We start from the raw sequence: 16,339 nt of genomic DNA on the forward strand, positions 1-16,339 counted from the left end.
TCTGCGCTAGGTTGGGGCCTGCAAACCACACGCGGGAGTGCGCACGAGCGCGCTGAGAGGACGGGTACGCCCGTCGACCGTACGAACCTGACCGGGTCATGCCGGCGTAGGGAGATGAAAAATGAGTAGTTCTGTTGTCGACCCATCTGTGACGACCGGCCCGATCACCGGAAGCACGAAGGTCTATCGCGAGATCGATCATGACGGCACCACGATGCGGGTGCCGTTTCGCCGGGTGAACCTCACCAACGGTGAGCACCTGGACCTGTACGACACCTCGGGCCCGTACACCGACGACGACGCGGCGATCGACCTGAACGCCGGCCTGCCGCCGCGGCCCGGAGTACGCAGGGACCGTGGCACCCAGCTGCAGCGGGCCCGCGCCGGCGAGATCACCGCCGAAATGGCGTATATCGCTGAGCGCGAAGGTGTTTCGCCCGTGCTGGTGCGTGACGAAGTCGCGGCGGGCCGGGCGGTGATCCCGGCCAACCACAACCACCCCGAAGCTGAGCCGATGATCATCGGCAAGGCGTTCGGCGTGAAAGTCAATGCCAACATCGGGAATTCGGCCGTCACCTCGTCGATCGGCGAGGAGGTCGACAAGATGGTGTGGGCCACCCGCTGGGGCGCGGACACCATCATGGACCTGTCGACCGGCAAGGACATTCACCAGACCCGGGAGTGGATCCTGCGCAACTCGCCGGTCCCGGTCGGAACGGTGCCGATCTACCAGGCGCTGGAGAAGGTCAACGGCGATCCGACCAAGTTGACGTGGGAGATGTACCGCGACACCGTGATCGAGCAGTGTGAGCAGGGTGTCGACTACATGACCGTGCATGCCGGGGTACTGCTGCGGTACATCCCGCTCACGGTCAAGCGCGTCACCGGCATCGTGAGCCGCGGCGGTTCGATCATGGCGGCCTGGTGCCTGGCGCACCACACCGAATCGTTCCTGTACACGCGCTTCGAGGAACTCTGCGAGATCCTGGCCCGCTACGACGTGACGTTCTCGCTCGGTGACGGGCTGCGGCCGGGGTCGATCGCCGATGCCAACGACGAGGCCCAGTTCGCCGAGCTGGCCACCCTCGGGGAACTCACCAAGATCGCGAAATCCCATGGCGTGCAGGTGATGATCGAGGGGCCGGGCCATGTCCCGATGCACAAGATCGTGGAGAACGTCAAGCTCGAGGAAGAACTCTGCGAAGAGGCGCCGTTTTACACACTGGGTCCGCTGGCCACCGATATCGCCCCGGCGTACGACCACATCACCAGCGCGATCGGCGCGGCCATCATCGCCCAGGCCGGCACCGCGATGCTGTGTTACGTCACGCCCAAGGAACACCTGGGCCTGCCCGACCGCAAGGACGTCAAGGACGGGGTGATCGCCTACAAGATCGCCGCGCACGCCGCCGACCTCGCCAAGGGCCACCCCCGCGCACAGCAGCGCGACGACGCACTGTCCAAGGCGCGGTTCGAGTTCCGCTGGCACGATCAGTTCGCGTTGTCACTGGACCCCGACACCGCGCGCGAGTTCCACGACGAGACGTTGCCGGCCGAACCGGCCAAGACCGCGCATTTCTGCTCGATGTGTGGTCCCAAGTTCTGCTCGATGCGCATCACGCAGGACATCCGGGATGCCTATCCGGACGGCACGGCGCCCGAGTTCGCGGATGAGATTGCGCGCGGCATGGCCGAGAAATCCCAGGAGTTCGCCGACCACGGCAACCGCGTCTACCTGCCCTTGACCACGTGAGGCTGACGTGAACTTCCTGCCCCTGCCCCGCAAGGGGGACACCCCGCTGCGGGTGATGACCATCGCCGGGTCCGATTCCGGCGGTGGTGCCGGGATCCAGGCCGACATGCGGACCTTCGCGATGCTGGGGCTGCACGGTTGCGTCGCGGTCACCGCGGTGACCGTGCAGAACTCGGTCGGCGTCAAGGGTTTTCACGAGATCCCCCTCGACGTGGTGTCGGGCCAGATCTCGGCGGTGACTTCCGACATCGGCATCCAGGCCGCCAAGACCGGGATGCTGGCCTCCTCGGAGATCATCACCACGATCGCCGAGACCTGGCGCGCCGAAGAACTCGAAAGCGTGCCGCTGGTCGTCGATCCGGTGTGTGCGTCGATGCACGGCGATCCGCTGCTGCACCACAGTGCGCTCGAGGCGTTGCGCACCGAGTTGTTCCCGCTGGCAACGCTGGTCACACCGAATCTCGACGAGGTCCGGTTGCTGGTGGGCATCGAGGTCGTCGACGAGTCCTCGCAGCGGGACGCGGCGCGTGCCCTGCACGCCTTGGGCCCGCAGTGGGCGCTGGTCAAGGGTGGGCACCTCCGCTCGTCGGCGGCCAGCCCGGATCTGCTGTTCGACGGCACCGATTTCCACGAGTTCGCCGCTCCTCGGGTCGACACGGGCAACGATCACGGGGCCGGCGACACCCTGGCCGCGGCAACGGCTTGCGCACTGGCACACGGATATTCGGTTCCGCAGGCGGTCGAGTTCGGCAAGTCCTGGGTGACCGAATGCATTCGGGCCAACTATCCTCTGGGCCACGGCCACGGCCCGGTGAACGCATTGTTCCGGTTGCAGTCATGAACCTGGAGGCGATCGCCGGCGTCGCACATGAACCCGAAGGATCGGCGCGGGGCGTTGTCGTCCTCACTCACGGCGCCGGCGGAAACCGTGACTCGGCAATGCTGGTCAAGCTCTGCGACGAGTGGGCCTCGCGGGGCTGGCTGGCCATCCGCTACAACCTGCCGTACCGCCGCCGCAGGCCCAAGGGGCCGCCGTCGGGCTCAGCAGCCGCTGACCAGCACGGGATCGCCGAGGCCATCGCAATGGCTCGGACCGTGTCCGATGGCCCGCTGATCGCGGGCGGGCATTCCTACGGCGGCCGGATGACGTCGATGGTGACCGCGGACGGGGCCGGGCCGGACGTGCTGACCCTGTTCTCATATCCGCTGCATCCGCCGGGCAAGCCCGAACGTGCCCGCACCGAACATCTGCACCGCATCACCGTCCCGACGGTGTTCACCCACGGCACGTCCGATCCCTTCGGCACCATCGACGAGCTCACGGCGGCCGCGGCATTGGTGAGCGGACCGACCGAGGTCGTCGCCATCGAAGGTGCCCGTCATGACCTGGCATCCAAGCGCCTGGACGTGCCGGCCCTTGCGGTGGACGCGGCGCTGAGGGCAGTCGATATCGTCAAACCATGACCTACCCGCCCGGTCCCCCCGGCCCGCAGGGCCACAACTACCCGCCACCGCCTCCGCTGCCGTATTCCACCGGTCCCGACCAGTTCTCGACACAGCCGAAGAGATCCCCGGCACTCAAGTGGGCGCTGCTGGGTGTCGTGGTGCTGGTGGCCATCGTGGTCGCGGCGGGCGTGGTGTTCTACCTTGCGCGCGACCGCGGGGCCACCGAGGCGAGCCAGGTCCGCTCCGGTGACTGCCTGACCGAGATTCCTGACAGCAGTCGCGTGCTGTACGTGAAGACGGTGAGTTGCGATCAACCGCACAAGGGTGAGGTGTTCGCGGTGCTGCAAATGCCAGACGGGGATTTCCCCGGCGATGCCGCGGTGGTCAAGTACGCCGACAAGTGCGGTCCCGAACTCAGCCGGTATGCGCCCGACGCCAACTCGGAATCCGGTGTTCAGCTGTTCGTGCTATATCCCACCGCGGACTCCTGGCAACGTGGAGACCGCACCGTGACATGCATCGCTACCAGCAAGAATCCCCGCACGGGGAAAATAGGGTAACGCGCTACTCTATTCCGGCCCGGCCGCCCGGGCCGACACTCGGCGCATGGTCGAGATCCAGCCCGCTCCGGCGGCAACCGCCCTACCGCTGGCACCGCGCAATCGCCTACCGTACCGACAGCAGCTCACCTCGCTGCGGGACTTCGCCGCAGGCCAGCAGAGGCTGCACGACGCAGGCGGCCCGGTTACCCGGGTCGTGCTGGGTCCCCGGTGGCTGATCCCGCCGCTCGTGCTGGTGGCGTCGCCGCAGGGCGCACGCGACGTGCTCAGCCGGCGCGACGGGATCGTCGACCGCGGTGGTGTCACCACCATGGTTCAGATGCACCGTCTCATGGGTGGCAACCTGCTCGATCTGCCGCACGATCGCTGGCTGCCACGGCGTCGCACATTGCAGCCTATGTTCACCAAACAACATGTCCCCCGGTATGCCGGTCACATGTCGGCCGCGGCGCAGTCTTTGACCGACGGATGGGTACAGGACCAAACCGTCGACCTCGACAACGCTTGCCGGGTCTTGACATTGCGCGCATTGGGCCGTTCGGTCTTCGGCCTGGATCTGGACGCACGCGCCGAGGAAGTGGGGCCTGCGTTGCGTACTGCGCTCTCGTGGGTGGCAGACCGCGCGGTACGACCGGTCAATCTTCCGCAATGGTTCCCCACCCCAGGCCAACGCCGAGCCCGCGCCGCCAACACCAAGCTTCATCGGCTGGCCTCCGAAATCCTCACCGAAGTGCGCAACGATCCGGATCGCGACGCGCCGCTGGTGCGTGCGCTCATGGAGGCTCGGGACCCGAGCTCCGGGCAATCGCTCACCGACGACGAAATCGGCCATGAACTGGTCCTTTTCATGCTCGCCGGCCACGACACCACGTCAACCACCCTGTGCTATTCCCTGTGGAGGCTGGGCCGGCACCCTGCCATTCAGGCCCGGGTGTTCGATGAGGTCGCCGCGCTCGGCGAACGCGTGCTCACCCCCGACGACGTGCCGCGCCTCGAGTACACCGTGCGGGTACTGCACGAGGCATTGCGGCTGTGCCCGCCGGCCGCGGGGATGATTCGCCAACTCAACGAGGAGATGACGGTAGACGGCTACCGCGCCGAGACCGGCTCGATGGCGAGCGTCGACATCTATGCGATGCACCGTGACCCGACCCTGTGGGACGATCCGCTGACCTTCGACCCGGACCGGTTCAGCCCCGAACGGTCGGCAGGCCGAAACCGTTGGCAATACCTGCCTTTCGGTGGCGGTCCGCGGTCCTGCGTCGGCGATCACTTCGCGATGCTGGAGGCCACCCTTGCGTTGGCGACCATCGTCCGCGAGGTGTCTGTCACCTCCCTGCATGACGACTTCCCGGTGGAGACGCCCTTCACAGTCATCGCCGCCGGGCCGATTCCGGCCCGCATCACCAGGAGGAGAACACCATGAAGTTCCCTCGTGCACTGGTGGGCAGCCACCGGCGAGGTGATCGCCAAGCTGTTCTGACGGCCCGGCCGGTCCTGCCGTTCCGCCAGTGATCTTGCCGGAACGCGGCTACGCTTGCGTTGCCGCGTGCCGTGCGGTGCCGCGGCGGGAAGGCAGGATTCCTATCCATGAGCGCGCGGACCGACAACAGCTGGCCGGCACTGCGGGTGTCGGACTGGGAACCCACCCGCAGCACGCTTCACATGTGGACACAGATCGTCGGCAAGATCCGCCTGACCTACTCACCACTGCTCAATCACTGGTGGCAGGTCACCCTGTATGTGAGCCCGCGCGGGTTGACCACGTCGTCGATTCCGTATCGAGACCGGTTGTTCGACATGGAGTTCGATTTCATCGACCACGTGCTGGCGATCCGGACCAGCGACGGGGGTTCGGGCAGCGTCGCACTCGCGCCGAAGTCAGTAGCCGAGTTCTACGCCGAAACCATCTCCACACTGGGCCAATTGGGTATCGAAGCGCGAATCCATGCGAGCCCCAACGAGGTTGACCCTGCCATACCGTTCGCCGAAGATCACCAGCACGCCTCCTACGACCCGCAGGCCGCCACTCTGTTCTGGCGTCAACTGATTCAGGCGCACCGGGGGATCAGCGATTTCCGGGCGCATTTCATCGGCAAGGTAAGCCCGGTGCACTTCTTCTGGGGCTCATTCGACATGGCCTGCACGCGGTTCTCCGGCCGGCCCGCACCCGAGCACCCGGGCGGTGCACCCAACTGCCCCAATGGGGTGATGGTGGAGGGATATTCGCACGAGTTGAGCAGTTGCGGCTTCTGGCCGGGCGGCGGTGACGAGGGCGCGTTCTATGCCTACGCCTATCCCGAACCTGCGGGCTTCGCCGACTACCCGGTCGGCCCGGACGCGGCCTTCTACAGCCAGGACTTCAAGCAGTTCCTGCTGCCCTACGAAGCGGTGCGCACGGCTGCCGATCCTGACGGCGCGCTGACGGAGTTCCTGCAATCCACCTATGCCGCCGCTGCCGACCTGGCCGATTGGGACCGCGCGAGCCTGGAGGACGATCCGCGGCGCTGGCTGGACTCCCGCTGACGGGTCAGGTCAGGCGGATTCCAACACGGGTCTGCCGTCGAATCCGACCAGGGCCTCGACGACATGTGCGACCCGGAACGCCATCGCTTCGTCGTGCGGGTGGCTGACCACCTGGACGCCGGTCGGCACGTTCTCGTCGGACAGACCACTGGGCACCGACAGCGCCGCGCAGTGGTTGGCCACGTTGAACGGACTGGTCAGGTGGCCCTCCCAGTAGTGGCTGAGATGCCCGGACGGCGTGTCCAACCCGTCGAGGTATTCGCCGGCGGCCTGGAGCGAGGTCACGGCCGAGGTCGGGCACAGCAACACGTCGACGTCCCGCATGGCCACCGCCAGGTCGTCGCGCAGCCGGGCATCCATGGCCAGCGAGTCCACCAGCGAATAGCGCTGTGCCGCAACGGCCGCATCGTGGATGAACTGCCGGGTGTAGCCGGCCAACTCAGCTTCGGTTCCGGCGGTCTCGCGCGCCATGGCCGGTCCGAGGATGTGACCGAAGTGCGCGAAGATCGTCTCGCGGATCATGGCCGTGGTCCAGGGCAACTCGACGTCGACGATCTCGGCCCCGGCCTGCCGCAGGGCCACCGCCACGGCGTGGGTGTTCGCGGCGACCACGTCGGCGACCGGGAAGTCTCCGAGCTGGACACTCAGGCCGATCCGTAAGCCCTGCACGCCGCCGTCCAGCGACGGGAGCTCGCCATGCGCTCCCCATGACGCATGGTCGAGGGGGTGCTGCCCCGACATCACCGATGTCAGCAGCGCCACGTCCGCGACGGTCCGGCCCATGGGCCCGTCCCCGCGGTACCAGTCCGCGGCCAGCGGCGGCAGCCCGGGAATCCGGCCGTACGGGGCCTTGTAGCCGACCGTGCCGGTGAATCCCGCGGGAATGCGGGTGGAGCCGGCGATGTCGGATGCCGTTGCCAGCGTGGTGAATCCGGCGGCCAGCGCTGCCCCCGCACCGCCGGACGAGCCGCCGGGCGAGGTCTCCCGGTTCCACGGGTTGCGGGTCACGCCCCACATCGGCGAGTGGGTGACGGTGGCGCAGCTGAACTCCGGACTCGTGGTGCGGGCATGGATGATGCCGCCTGCCGCCTTGATCCGTTCCACGACCGGGTGGTCACGGTCGGCGACGCGGCCGCGGTGGGCGGCCAGTCCCTGTTCGAGGCGCAGACCGGCGATCCCGTGTTTTTCCTTGGTCGCCACGGTGACGCCCAGGAGCGGAGGCGGCTGTTGACCGGTGGCAGCGCAGCGGGCGTAGGTATCGGCGGCCCGGCGAGCCGATGCCCTGGCCTCGTCTAACAGGGTCTCGGTCAGGGCGTTGATGCCGCCGGCGGCGTCGCCGTTGTGGGTCTCGATCTGCGCGATCTGCGCTTCGAGCACATCGAGCGGTGAGAGTTCGCGCCGCCGAAAGGCTTTCACTGCCTCGGTGGCGCTCAGGTAGGCCAGCCGAGTCGTTACGCCGGCGTCCATCAGTCGTCCGACTCGGCGGGGAGCGCACCCCGGATCATCTCCCAGGCCACGCCCGTCATGGCTTCCACACCGGCGGCCATGTCGTCGTCGGTGCTGAACTCCCGCTCGCAGTGGCTCACGCCGTCTACCGAGGGGATGAACATCATGACAGTGGGCACGATGCGGTTCATCGCCACCGAATCATGGCCGGCCATGGTGCGGATCGGCCGCACGCTCAGCCCGAGATCGGCAGCGACCTTCTCGATGAGCTCGATACCCGACTGCGGGTAGCGCTGAATGTCGCGGATGTCGAAGTCGCGTACGTTGATCCGGATGTCGTGTTCGCGGGCGATCTCGGCGATGTCGGCGAGCAGGCTGGCGCGGGCCGCGGCGACGATCTCCGGCGAGGCCGAGCGCAGGTCCGCGACGAGGTGGACGCGGCGGGCCACCACGATCGGCGAGTTGGGCTCGACGGTGAATCGCCCGACCGAGGAGACGATGGCCTCGTCGTCGAACTGCTGTGTGACGTCGTGTACGAGCAGGACGACCTTGCTCGCGGCGACCAGTGCGTCGTGGCGGTCGGCCATGGCCGTGGCGCCGGTGTGCGACTGTTCGCCGAGTACCTCGATGTCCAACTTCTGGGTGTACCACGAGTAGTCCACCGCCCCGAGCGTGATGCCTTCGCGTTCGAGGATGCGGCCCTGCTCGATGTGGATCTCCGCGTATCCGGCGACCTCGGGTCGCGGGTCACTACCGCGGTAGCCGATGGCCGTCAGGGCTTCGGCCACCGAGACGCCGGAAAGGTCGCGCACGTCGAGCATCTCGTCTTCGGACATGAGTCCGGCGAACACCGATGAGCCCATGATCGACGGCGCGAACCGGCCGCCCTCCTCGTTGAACCAGTTGACGACACCGAGGTTGTACTGGACACCGGCACCGTGCTCGGCCACCCGTTGGGAGACGAGCTCGGCCGCGTGCAGCGCCGCGACCACGCCGTAGGCCCCGTCGAACCGGCCGCCGAGGGGTTGGGAATCCAGGTGGGACCCGATGAGGATGTAGGGCGCACCCGGTACGAATTCGACGAGCGCGAACATGTTGCCGATGCCGTCGACCCGAAGCTCCCAGCCGCGTTCGGCAGCGAACGCGGCGAACCAGTCCCGGCTCAGCTTGTCCTCCGGCGTCGCGGCCTGCCGGTCGACCCCGTTGTTGTCGGTGGCACCGAAGGTGGCCACGTGATGGAAGTCGGTGAGGAACTCGGTGGTTCCCATGGTGAATCTCCTTTTTGTCAGCGAAATTTCGAACAGGCCTGCGGTCAGCCGACGCGCCGGCGGGTCTCGGGAACCCGCGTGAACACGAGCAGGAGCAGCACGATCACCGCCGCTGCGGCCATGTAGTAGCCGGGCGCCGAGCTCTTCTCGGTCATCGAGACCAGCATCGTTCCGATGAACGGCGCGGTGCCGCCGAACAGCGCGTAGGCCACGTTGTAGCTGATCGCGGCGGACGTGAAACGCGTTGCCGTGGTGAACACTTCGACGAAGAAGGTGTAGCAACCGCCACCGTAGATGCACAGCGGGATGACGAACAGCAGCTGCCCGACCATCGCCAGCGGCAGCGAACCACTGGTCACCAGCATGAAGCACGGGACAGAAAGGATGGCCAGCGCCGCGGATCCGGCGATCAGCATCGGCTTGCGACCCACCCGGTCACCGATGATTCCGCCGATCGGGAGCAACAGGGCGTAGAACGCCATGGCGACCGCGTTCACGAGCAGGGATTGATCGCGACTCAGGTTCCCCGAGGTCTGGACATAGGACACGAAGTAGCCCGAGAGGAAGTAGAAACCCATGGCGGTCAGACCCATCACGAAGATGACCTGCGCCATGCGAACCTTGTTCTCCCGGAATGTCTCACGGATCGGGCTGTATTCGTCGTGTTCGAGCTTGGCCAGCACCTGTTTGAACGCCTCGGATTCTTCGGTCTTGGTGCGGATCCACACGCCGAAGATGGCCAGCGGCAACGCCAGCAGGAACGGAATCCGCCAGCCGTAGGCCAGGAAGGCCTCGGACGGCATGGCCGAGGAGAGCACGAGAATCAACGTCCCGCCGACGACGGACGGCAGCGCGGTCGCGGCGATCGTGATGTTGAGCCAGAAGCCGCGCCGGTCCAGGGGTGCATGCTCGAACACGAAGGCGGGGGCGCCCACCGACTCGCCTCCCGCGGAGAATCCCTGAATCAGGCGACACACCACCAGAAGGACCGGTGCGGCGATGCCGATGCTCGCATAGGTAGGTAGAAGTCCGATCATGGCGGTGGCGAGGCCGATCGCGAGCAGCGTGACGAACAGAACCTTGCGACGACCGATCCGGTCACCGAGCGCCCCGAAGAACAATCCGCCCAGGGGCCGAACGAAGAAGGCCACCCCGAATGTGGCGAACGTGGCGAGCAGACCGGCCAGCGTGCTGCCGCCGGGAAAGAACAGTTTTGCCAGCGTGACCGCGGACAGCCCGTAGAGCGTGAAGTCGTAGAACTCGATGAACTGCCCGATTCCGCCGCCCGCCAGGACCCTTTTCTGCATGCCCGAGCTGGGTTGCTTGTCGGACGGCTGGAGCACCGGGACGGTGCCTACGACTCGTTCGGGGTCTGTCATCGTCATGAGGGCTCTCAGATCGTCGAGGGATCGCTGCTTTCGTTCAGCATGGTGATCGGCCTCACACAAGTCCAACGAAAAAGATTGCACAGACCAATCGAGAAAATCGATCAGGCTCGATCGTTGGTAGGTGCGTGCAAATCCAGGCACACCTCCTCGAACGCCAGAGATTTACGGGTCGGCCGGGCGCCCTGCAACCTGACCAAGACGACCTCGATCGCCGGCAGATCATCGGCCATTTCGAGCGGTACCACCCGCGCCCCGGCGTAGGTCATGTCGTGCACGAGTCGCCGGTTCAGGATCGAGTAGCCGTGCCCCAATCCCACGTAGGACCGGACCGTTTCATAGCCGGCGACAAAGTGCCTGATCCGCGGCCGAAGACCGAGGCGCTTGAACATGTCGAGGTAGTACTCGCGAGTGTGTTTGAGATCCAGGAGGATAAAGGGCTCGTCCTCGAAGTCCCGCAGGTGCACCGGTTCGTCAGGATGGGCCGCTCGTGGATGATCGGCCGACACCACGATGTGCGGTGGGATGCGTTCCAGCACCCGGTAGCCGAACTCGGTCCCGACGCCGAGGTCGTACATCACGGCGATCTCGCATCTCCCGTCGGTGAGCGCGCGCATCAGCATCTCCTGATCGCCTTCCAGGAAGGTCAGGCTGATCCCCGGGTGGCGTTGTTCCATCGCGGTCAGGATGTTCGGCGCGTGGAAGGGCGCGATCGGTGAGTAGACACCCACCACAAGGTCGCCGACCAGTTCTTCCCGTTCGGCGCGGACCGAGTGATACAGCTGGTCGGCATCCTCGAGGAACGATCTGGCACCGACGAGCAACCGGCGCCCCTCGGCGGTCAGACGGAGGCCGCGGCTCGACAGCCGAGCAAAGAGCTCGACGCCGACTTCACGCTCCAATTGGTGGATCGCCGCCGACAACGTCGACTGGGTCACGTTGAGTTCGTGCGCTGCCGCCCGCATGTTCTCGTGCCGGGCGACCGCCATGAAGTACCGCAGCTGCACCAGGGTGAACGACTTCGCCATGACGGCATCATGCCTACTCCGCAGGGCACGGCAAACCTCTCGACAAAGTACCCGGTACCTGCGGTACTGTCTGCAGCATGAGCCCGGGGGAATACGAGGCGGTCATCGTCGGCGCGGGATTCGCCGGGATCGGCGCCGCCATCCAGCTCAAACGGCTGGGCATCGAGAACTTCGTGATCCTCGACCGCGAGGACGATCTGGGCGGCACTTGGTACGTCAACCACTACCCCGGCCTGGCCGTCGATGTGCCCACCACCACGTACTCGTACTTCTTCGAGCCGAATCCGAACTGGTCACGGCTGTTCTCGACCGGCACCGAGATCAAGCAGTATGCCGACGAGGTCGCCGACAAATACGACGTGCGTCGCCACATCCGGTTCAACACGACCGTCGACGGCGCCTGCTGGGACGAGGAGTCCTTGCGCTGGCGCGTCGACCTCTCCGGTGGCGATGCGCTGAATACGCGCTTCCTGATCACTGCCACCGGCTTTTTGTCCCAGCCGCACACGCCCGACATCCCTGGCATCGGCGACTTCGCCGGCAAGGTCATCCACACCGCTGACTGGGACGACGATTACGACGCCACCGGCCGTCGCGTCGCAATCATCGGCACGGGTGCCACCGCCGTCCAGCTCATTCCCGAGTTGGCCGCAAAAGCCGCCGACCTCACGGTCTACCAGCGCACCCCGATCTGGGTCGTGCCCAAGATCGACCTGAAGTTCCCGTCGCAGGTGCGTCGGATGTTCGCCCGCGTGCCGGCCACGCAACGCGCGATCCGGGCCGTCACCGACGCCGTCTACGCCTTCATGGTCGACACCGCGGTGCTAAAACACCGGTACTTTCGCCGGTTCAACATCGCCGCGGCCGACGTGGCCAAGCTGCACCGGTTCCTCTCGATCCGCGATCCGGAGCTGCGCCGCAAGCTGACACCCGACTACGACTTCGGCTGCAAACGTCCGACGTTCTCCAACGGCTACTACCGCGCCTTCACCAAGCCTCATGTTCACCTGCAAGCCGACGGCATCGATCGAGTCGAAGCCGACGGCATCGTCAACGCCGACGGCACCCGGACCACAATCGACACACTGGTGCTGGCTACCGGGTTCGATCTGTGGGACGCCAATTTCCCGGCCATCGAGGTGATCGGACGCGAGGGCCGCAACCTCGGGAAGTGGTGGCGGGAAACGCGGTTCCAGGCCTATCAGGGCGTATCGATGCCGCATTTCCCGAATTACCTGAGCTTGGCGAGCCCATATGCGTTCCTGGGTCTGAACTTCTTCAACACGATGGAGTATCAGATGCGGTTGATGGACCGGTTGTTCGGCGAACTCAAGCGCCGAAACGCGTCGAGGTTCGAGGTCACCGAGCAAGCCAACAGCCGGTACCTGGACCGGATGACAGAGTTGCTGGGCGACTCGTTGTTCACCCTCGGAAACTGCTCATCGGCACGGTCGTACTATTTCAATCCGAGCGGCGAGGCAACGCTGCTCCGGCCGATGACGACCCGCCGGGCCGTCGCCGAAGCTTCACGATTCCCGTTGAGCGACTACACATTTGCCTGATCAGAGAGGATCACACATGTCAGAGGGCAAGAACTCCACGCTGGCCAAGCTCGTCGGTCTCAGCGTGGCCGGCGCCGGTATCTCACATTTCGTGAAGCCGCAGCTGTTCGAATCGATCACCAAGCCGGCGTTCCCCAAGGACACAAGGGCGCACATCTACGCCAACGGCGGCATCGAGACGGCGATCGGCCTGGGCCTGCTGCTGCCCAAAACCCGCAAGCTGGCCAAGATCGGCACCCTCGGCTACGTGGCCTACCTGGCCGGCAACGCCGTCCGCAACCGGTAACGGCCCAACAGGGTCAGATCGATCATGACGGCGACGACGGCTCGGGCCTGCTCCGAATTCTGATAGTTCATGAGCCGGCCCAAGTCGATCACCAAGGCCATCGCGGCATGAACCGCGAACCGCGCCTGCGCCGCACTCCAACCGGGGCGCACGGGCATCACCACCTCGACCCACGATTCCACGGCCGCTCGCTGCAGGTCGCGCAGAATTTTCTGGTCGGCGGGCGTCATGTTCAGGCGCTCGGTGTAGTAGACGTAGTCCAGTTCGGGGCGGTCGAACGAGCGAGCCACATAGCCGTCGATGAGCGCACCGAGCGCCTGCTCCGGGTCCTGGGACGCTCCGAGGACTTCCGACATGTCTGCCGAGAGCCGGTCGGCGGCGCGGCGAAATCCGGCGGCCAAGATGTCGGACTTGCCGGAGAAGTACCGATAGATCCCCGAGGCCGGCATGCCGACCGCGGCGGCGATATCTTCCATGGTGGTGTCGCGATAGCCGTTCTGATTGAACAGCCGCATCGACTCCGTCAGCAGCGCTTCATATTTCGTCGCGTTGACGGCCGGCGGAGTCGGGATGACGGGGTCGGTCTCGTTCGGAAACTCGGGCAGTTCGGCGTCCAGCACGCTGTCGCAAATCTCGGCCAGCAGCGCCCGGATCTGACCGGCCGGCAACTTGGACCGGTGATCGACGACGCTGCCGATCACGCCGAGGACCGCAGTCGACAGAGTCCACCGGGCCCGCGAACTGAGTTCGGGCCGCAGTTCCATCAGCGGCCGGTGGATCCGGCGGTGCACGGTACGCACCTGGGCGTCGAGGGTGCTCTGGTCGTCGCCGCGCAGATATCGCGCCTCCCAGCGGTACAGGCCTCCGGATTCCCGGTTCACCAAGGCGGTGTCGCTGAGCGCGGCGACCAGCCTGCGCAACTGGTCGCGCGGGTCCCCGTCGGCCTCATCGGCGAACGCCGTCCCGTCGACAAGTTGCTGGCTGAGGTTGAGCACGGCGTCGCGAAACAATTCGTACTTGCTCGAATAGTGCCGGTACAACGCCGCCGCGGAGATCCCTACCCGCGAGGCGATGGCCTCCATGCTCACACCGTGGTATCCCAGCGCACTGAACGACTCCGCCGACGCCCGCGCTATCTGGGCCTTTCGGTCTTTCGGTCGGCGTCGCACACCGTTGGCACCACTGTCGACCGACCGGGGCGAGATGCGCGCCATTCCGTCACACTAACGGACCGAACAGCATGGTCAAAATGGTAGTTAGGGAGAGAATGGTCATTAACATAGACGGCAATATGTTCAGATGGGGGTCCATTGCTTGCCAAGTTGCGGAGGTTGCTGGCCTACCGCGTCGCCGTCGGCGAACTGATCGTCGTAGCTGTGGTGCTCGGGGTGCCGTATCTGGTGATCGGCACTTTCTGGTCCGGCACGCACACCGACCACCTGCAATCGATGGGCGGCCTCGACGCCGTGGTGTCCTTTTTGGGGGCGATCGTCTCGTGGCCGGTGCTGTTGTTCACCGACGTCTGCATGACCTGAAGGGGGAACGGTGAGTTTTCGCGCCGTCTATATCGGCATCGCCGGAGCCGTGGTGTTGGGCCTCGGGCTCTACCTGTTGAGCCTGCCGGTCTACCTGGACGACTTCGACCAGTTCGGCATGCAGATTCCGTGCGGTTCCGGGTACAGCGCCCACCTGGTGCAGGCCAACGCCGCCGGCCAGGAGTACGTGGACAAGTGTGGATCGGCCCTGACCACACGTCGGTTGTGGACCATCCCGATCGCGGCACTGGGAGCCCTGGCTTTGATCGCGGTGCTGTTCCGGGCAGCGACATCCTCGGCACACGAAACACTGCTGCCGAATCGCGAGACGCACTAGTCCAGATACGTGGCTAGATCGGGTCGAAGGACGAAATCAGCCAGCTGCCATTGATTTTGGTAAGTCCGACCTTCACGGCGCTGGCCGCCTGTGCCGGTTCGGGATTGTCGCGGCTGGTTGTCGCCTGATTGAGGTAGACCAACACCTCCGCGGTGTCGGGCCGCACGTCGACCGCGGCCGCGCGAACCACCGACGCGGTCGCCTGGATATCTTTCTGCTTGGCCGCCGGCGCGACGAACTTGTCCGCGAACTCGCTGTAGTAGGTGAGAAAGTCACCGGTCAGTTTTGCTTTCGCGGTGGCGAAGTCCTGGTCCAAGCTCGCCGGCGCATAGGACAACAACGCCACAGAACCTTCCGAAGCCGCCTCCACTACAGTCGTCGAAGCCGCCGCAGCGGCATGCTCGGCACGATACGCACCGAAGTAGAGAGCTGCGGCCGAGCCCGCAGAAGCGAGCAGTACGCAAACAACCGCGATCGGGCGCCAGCGCTGTGCCACACGATGAGTCCACCGGTGCTCGGTGCTCGAAGGGATTTCGACCTCAGGCTCGGCTGCGCTGGTACTCACGGGACGAACTCCACCTTCGACATCTTGATCTGTCCTCCGTCCTGCACCATGGTGACGCTCAGCCGCCAGTTTCTCGGCTGTTGATTCGCTCCGGTCGAGTTGCTGACGGTGGTCGCCGTACTGACGAGCACGACGGCGGAATCTGTGCCCATCGACTGCACCGCAGCGGACCGCACCGTCGCCTTGGTGGTGGCCTTCGAATCCTGTGCGGCCTTCACCAGATCCGCGGCCGACGATTCGATGTCCTCTTTGAACTGCCCGGTCGAGTTGTCGACGATCTGCTTGACGTTGTCCTGGGCCTTGGCGCTGTCGATCGACATCAACGTGACGGCAGCTTGCGATGCCGCCGCGGAGAACTCCGCGCGTCGCTGCTGCTCGCCGTCGGCCCGATGCACGAACCACATCATGTAGCCGCTGACGGCCAGCAAACCGGCGCTGAGCAGGATGGCGATACCTGCGAGCACCGCCGTGAGTTTCGGGCGTCGACGGTGCTTTTCGCCCGCGCCCGGCGCTTGATCCTCGGCATCGTCGAGGACGGCTGTCCCGGTCGCTTGGTCGGGGCGGCTGAGTAACCGCATGGTGCACCTCCGATTGGTCTCGGCGGGACGCTAATGCGACAGCATTACGCGTCGACGCCGTTGT

Annotated in this window: 17 protein-coding genes and 1 riboswitch; of the genes, 10 read left to right on the plus strand and 7 right to left on the minus strand. The window is 65.7% G+C overall.

The features are described from left to right. The first annotated feature begins 21 nt into the window (after positions 1-21). A riboswitch (TPP riboswitch) is annotated at positions 22-131 on the plus strand. The 6 genes from thiC (at position 122) to K6L26_RS27510 (ending at position 6,285) form a co-directional block, all read left to right on the plus strand. Further along, a complete protein-coding gene (gene thiC, locus K6L26_RS27485) occupies positions 122-1,753 on the plus strand; it encodes a phosphomethylpyrimidine synthase ThiC (protein ID WP_036389408.1) in 1,632 nt (543 codons plus the stop codon). Its footprint overlaps the riboswitch before it by 10 nt. A 7-nt stretch (positions 1,754-1,760) precedes the next feature. Beyond that, positions 1,761-2,594: a bifunctional hydroxymethylpyrimidine kinase/phosphomethylpyrimidine kinase gene (thiD, locus tag K6L26_RS27490; protein ID WP_085141991.1), complete on the plus strand. Its 834-nt coding sequence runs from the start codon at positions 1,761-1,763 to the stop codon at positions 2,592-2,594. Further along, positions 2,591-3,217 carry an alpha/beta hydrolase family protein gene (locus K6L26_RS27495; RefSeq protein ID WP_221852179.1) on the plus strand — a complete coding sequence of 209 codons (627 nt, stop codon included), beginning with the start codon at positions 2,591-2,593 and terminating at the stop codon, positions 3,215-3,217. Before thiD ends, K6L26_RS27495 begins: the two co-directional genes overlap by 4 nt. Then, positions 3,214-3,759 (plus strand): septum formation family protein, encoded by a 546-nt coding sequence (locus K6L26_RS27500; protein WP_064895865.1) that lies wholly within the window; start codon positions 3,214-3,216, stop codon positions 3,757-3,759. Before K6L26_RS27495 ends, K6L26_RS27500 begins: the two co-directional genes overlap by 4 nt. A 46-nt stretch (positions 3,760-3,805) precedes the next feature. Next, complete coding sequence (locus tag K6L26_RS27505; RefSeq protein WP_064895866.1) at positions 3,806-5,185, plus strand: cytochrome P450; 1,380 nt, start codon at positions 3,806-3,808, stop codon at positions 5,183-5,185. A gap of 164 nt (positions 5,186-5,349) precedes the next feature. Then, complete coding sequence (locus K6L26_RS27510) at positions 5,350-6,285, plus strand: DUF5996 family protein (RefSeq protein WP_221852181.1); 936 nt, start codon at positions 5,350-5,352, stop codon at positions 6,283-6,285. Between the two features lie 9 nt (positions 6,286-6,294). On the opposite strand, the gene K6L26_RS27515 is transcribed toward K6L26_RS27510, so the two are convergent. The 4 genes from K6L26_RS27515 to K6L26_RS27530 all read right to left on the minus strand — a co-directional run bounded on the left by K6L26_RS27515 (position 6,295) and on the right by K6L26_RS27530 (position 11,412). Beyond that, the gene (locus tag K6L26_RS27515; protein WP_221852182.1) at positions 6,295-7,752 is read right to left on the minus strand and encodes an amidase; all 1,458 of its coding nucleotides are present in this window, start codon (positions 7,750-7,752) and stop codon (positions 6,295-6,297) included. Further along, positions 7,752-8,999, minus strand: coding sequence for a M20 family metallo-hydrolase (locus tag K6L26_RS27520; RefSeq protein ID WP_221852184.1), 1,248 nt, complete (start codon positions 8,997-8,999; stop codon positions 7,752-7,754). The genes K6L26_RS27515 and K6L26_RS27520 overlap by 1 nt, the downstream gene beginning before the upstream one ends. 44 nt (positions 9,000-9,043) lie before the next feature. Beyond that, positions 9,044-10,306, minus strand: a complete 1,263-nt coding sequence (locus K6L26_RS27525; protein WP_221853483.1) for an MFS transporter — start codon at positions 10,304-10,306, stop codon at positions 9,044-9,046. A 182-nt stretch (positions 10,307-10,488) separates the two neighbouring features. After that, a complete protein-coding gene (locus tag K6L26_RS27530; protein ID WP_221852186.1) occupies positions 10,489-11,412 on the minus strand; it encodes a LysR family transcriptional regulator in 924 nt (307 codons plus the stop codon). Between the two features lie 77 nt (positions 11,413-11,489). Between K6L26_RS27530 and K6L26_RS27535 the strand changes: the two genes are divergently transcribed. Both K6L26_RS27535 and K6L26_RS27540 read left to right on the plus strand, forming a co-directional pair. Continuing rightward, positions 11,490-12,974 carry a flavin-containing monooxygenase gene (locus tag K6L26_RS27535; protein ID WP_019345276.1) on the plus strand — a complete coding sequence of 495 codons (1,485 nt, stop codon included), beginning with the start codon at positions 11,490-11,492 and terminating at the stop codon, positions 12,972-12,974. A 16-nt stretch (positions 12,975-12,990) separates the two neighbouring features. Beyond that, positions 12,991-13,260 carry a DoxX-related protein gene (locus K6L26_RS27540; RefSeq protein ID WP_064895877.1) on the plus strand — a complete coding sequence of 90 codons (270 nt, stop codon included), beginning with the start codon at positions 12,991-12,993 and terminating at the stop codon, positions 13,258-13,260. Here the strand turns inward: K6L26_RS27540 and K6L26_RS27545 are convergent. After that, positions 13,227-14,474 carry a TetR/AcrR family transcriptional regulator gene (locus K6L26_RS27545; RefSeq protein WP_064895878.1) on the minus strand — a complete coding sequence of 416 codons (1,248 nt, stop codon included), beginning with the start codon at positions 14,472-14,474 and terminating at the stop codon, positions 13,227-13,229. The genes K6L26_RS27540 and K6L26_RS27545 overlap by 34 nt on opposite strands. Positions 14,475-14,570: 96 nt before the next feature. Here K6L26_RS27545 and K6L26_RS27550 point away from each other — a divergent pair, with 96 nt between their 5' ends. Both K6L26_RS27550 and K6L26_RS27555 read left to right on the plus strand, forming a co-directional pair. Continuing rightward, positions 14,571-14,795, plus strand: coding sequence for a hypothetical protein (locus tag K6L26_RS27550; protein ID WP_043368386.1), 225 nt, complete (start codon positions 14,571-14,573; stop codon positions 14,793-14,795). Between the two features lie 10 nt (positions 14,796-14,805). Then, the gene (locus tag K6L26_RS27555; RefSeq protein ID WP_019345280.1) at positions 14,806-15,132 is read left to right on the plus strand and encodes a hypothetical protein; all 327 of its coding nucleotides are present in this window, start codon (positions 14,806-14,808) and stop codon (positions 15,130-15,132) included. Between the two features lie 13 nt (positions 15,133-15,145). Here the strand turns inward: K6L26_RS27555 and K6L26_RS27560 are convergent, their stop codons facing one another. Together K6L26_RS27560 and K6L26_RS27565 are read right to left on the minus strand one after the other, a co-directional pair. Then, positions 15,146-15,628 (minus strand): twin-arginine translocation pathway signal, encoded by a 483-nt coding sequence (locus K6L26_RS27560; RefSeq protein WP_174551609.1) that lies wholly within the window; start codon positions 15,626-15,628, stop codon positions 15,146-15,148. A gap of 65 nt (positions 15,629-15,693) precedes the next feature. Then, the gene (locus K6L26_RS27565; protein WP_081281660.1) at positions 15,694-16,275 is read right to left on the minus strand and encodes an Rv1363c family protein; all 582 of its coding nucleotides are present in this window, start codon (positions 16,273-16,275) and stop codon (positions 15,694-15,696) included. Positions 16,276-16,339 lie beyond the last annotated feature (64 nt).

The organism is Mycobacterium farcinogenes (genome assembly GCF_019739075.1).
Lineage (GTDB): Bacteria > Actinomycetota > Actinomycetes > Mycobacteriales > Mycobacteriaceae > Mycobacterium > Mycobacterium senegalense.

Excerpts from the sequence above, each read along its gene's own strand:
- K6L26_RS27495 (WP_221852179.1), top strand. The coding sequence starts at position 2,591 with ATGAACCTGGAGGCGATCGCCGGCGTCGCACATGAACCCGAAGGATCG.
- K6L26_RS27510 (WP_221852181.1), top strand. The coding sequence starts at position 5,350 with ATGAGCGCGCGGACCGACAACAGCTGGCCGGCACTGCGGGTGTCGGAC.
- K6L26_RS27565 (WP_081281660.1), bottom strand. The coding sequence starts at position 16,275 with ATGCGGTTACTCAGCCGCCCCGACCAAGCGACCGGGACAGCCGTCCTC.
- K6L26_RS27520 (WP_221852184.1), bottom strand. The coding sequence starts at position 8,999 with ATGGGAACCACCGAGTTCCTCACCGACTTCCATCACGTGGCCACCTTC.
- K6L26_RS27530 (WP_221852186.1), bottom strand. The coding sequence starts at position 11,412 with ATGGCGAAGTCGTTCACCCTGGTGCAGCTGCGGTACTTCATGGCGGTC.
- K6L26_RS27505 (WP_064895866.1), top strand. The coding sequence starts at position 3,806 with ATGGTCGAGATCCAGCCCGCTCCGGCGGCAACCGCCCTACCGCTGGCA.
- K6L26_RS27525 (WP_221853483.1), bottom strand. The coding sequence starts at position 10,306 with ATGCAGAAAAGGGTCCTGGCGGGCGGCGGAATCGGGCAGTTCATCGAG.
- K6L26_RS27500 (WP_064895865.1), top strand. The coding sequence starts at position 3,214 with ATGACCTACCCGCCCGGTCCCCCCGGCCCGCAGGGCCACAACTACCCG.
- K6L26_RS27540 (WP_064895877.1), top strand. The coding sequence starts at position 12,991 with ATGTCAGAGGGCAAGAACTCCACGCTGGCCAAGCTCGTCGGTCTCAGC.
- K6L26_RS27515 (WP_221852182.1), bottom strand. The coding sequence starts at position 7,752 with ATGGACGCCGGCGTAACGACTCGGCTGGCCTACCTGAGCGCCACCGAG.
- thiC (WP_036389408.1), top strand. The coding sequence starts at position 122 with ATGAGTAGTTCTGTTGTCGACCCATCTGTGACGACCGGCCCGATCACC.
- K6L26_RS27535 (WP_019345276.1), top strand. The coding sequence starts at position 11,490 with ATGAGCCCGGGGGAATACGAGGCGGTCATCGTCGGCGCGGGATTCGCC.
- K6L26_RS27545 (WP_064895878.1), bottom strand. The coding sequence starts at position 14,474 with ATGGCGCGCATCTCGCCCCGGTCGGTCGACAGTGGTGCCAACGGTGTG.